Source organism: Bartonella sp. AP57NXGY (assembly GCF_042195805.1).
Taxonomy (GTDB): Bacteria; Pseudomonadota; Alphaproteobacteria; order Rhizobiales; family Rhizobiaceae; genus Bartonella.
Genome location: NZ_JBHIOZ010000026.1, coordinates 10,539 through 11,720 on the forward strand (window position 1 = coordinate 10,539; position 1,182 = coordinate 11,720).

The 1,182-nt window shown below is 40.3% G+C and carries 1 protein-coding gene; it reads left to right on the forward strand.

What is annotated here, in order from left to right; all coding sequences use genetic code 11:
• The coding region (locus ACFIL8_RS04510; RefSeq protein ID WP_375689011.1) for a DNA translocase FtsK at positions 1–1,182 on the forward strand (1,182 nt) is incomplete at both ends.

Sequence of the window (1,182 nt, forward strand, 5' to 3'; positions counted from 1 at the left end):
TAAAACATTGCAATCTACTCGTATGCCATTAGGTAATTATGATTCTGCTTTTATGCAAAATATTCAATCTATTGACTGTGATGTTTATGAATTTCCTCCGATCAACTTATTACAGGAACCTGTTTTTCATGAAGGTACGATGATTCCTCAAGAAACATTAGAACGTGGTGCTGGACTTTTGGAAAGTGTTTTGGAAGATTTTGGCATTAAGGGTGAAGTTATCCATGTTCATCCAGGGCCAGTGGTAACAATGTATGAATTTGAACCCGCTGCGGGTGTAAAATCATCACGCGTTATTAATCTTTCTGATGATATTGCGCGTTCTATGTCTGCTATTTCTACACGCGTTGCTGTAATTCCTGGACGGAATGTTATCGGGATTGAGTTACCCAATGCGGTTCGTGAAACCGTTTATTTACGGGAATTAATCCAAACACGTTCTTTTCGTGAAAGTGAATTTAAACTTGCTCTTGCTTTGGGGAAGGGGATTAATGGTGAACCGGTCATTGCAGAATTAGCAAAAATGCCTCATTTATTGGTTGCAGGAACAACAGGATCAGGCAAGTCTGTTGCAATTAATACAATGATTTTGTCGATTCTTTATCGTATGACACCAAAGCAGTGTCGTTTGATCATGGTTGATCCTAAAATGTTAGAGCTCTCTGTTTATGATGGCATTCCACATCTTTTAACACCCGTTGTCACAGATCCCAAAAAAGCAGTAACAGCTTTAAAATGGGCGGTTCGTGAAATGGAAGAGCGTTATCGTAAAATGGCTAAGTTGGGTGTGCGTAATATTGATGGTTTTAATGCACGCGTTGCACTTGCAGCTCAAAAAGGCGAAACAATCATGTGTACTGTTCAGTCGGGTTTTGATAAGGAAACAGGGGAAATGCTTTATCATGAAGAAGCCATGGATCTCACGCAGCTTCCTTATATTGTTGTGATTGTTGATGAGATGGCTGATCTTATGATGGTGGCAGGGAAAGAGATAGAGAATGCTATTCAGCGCTTAGCGCAAATGGCGCGTGCGGCAGGTATTCATCTTATTATGGCAACGCAACGTCCTTCTGTTGATGTTATCACAGGTACAATTAAAGCGAACTTTCCTACCCGCATTTCTTTTCAAGTAACATCAAAAATTGATAGTCGTACGATCTTGGGTGAACAAGGTGCTGAAAC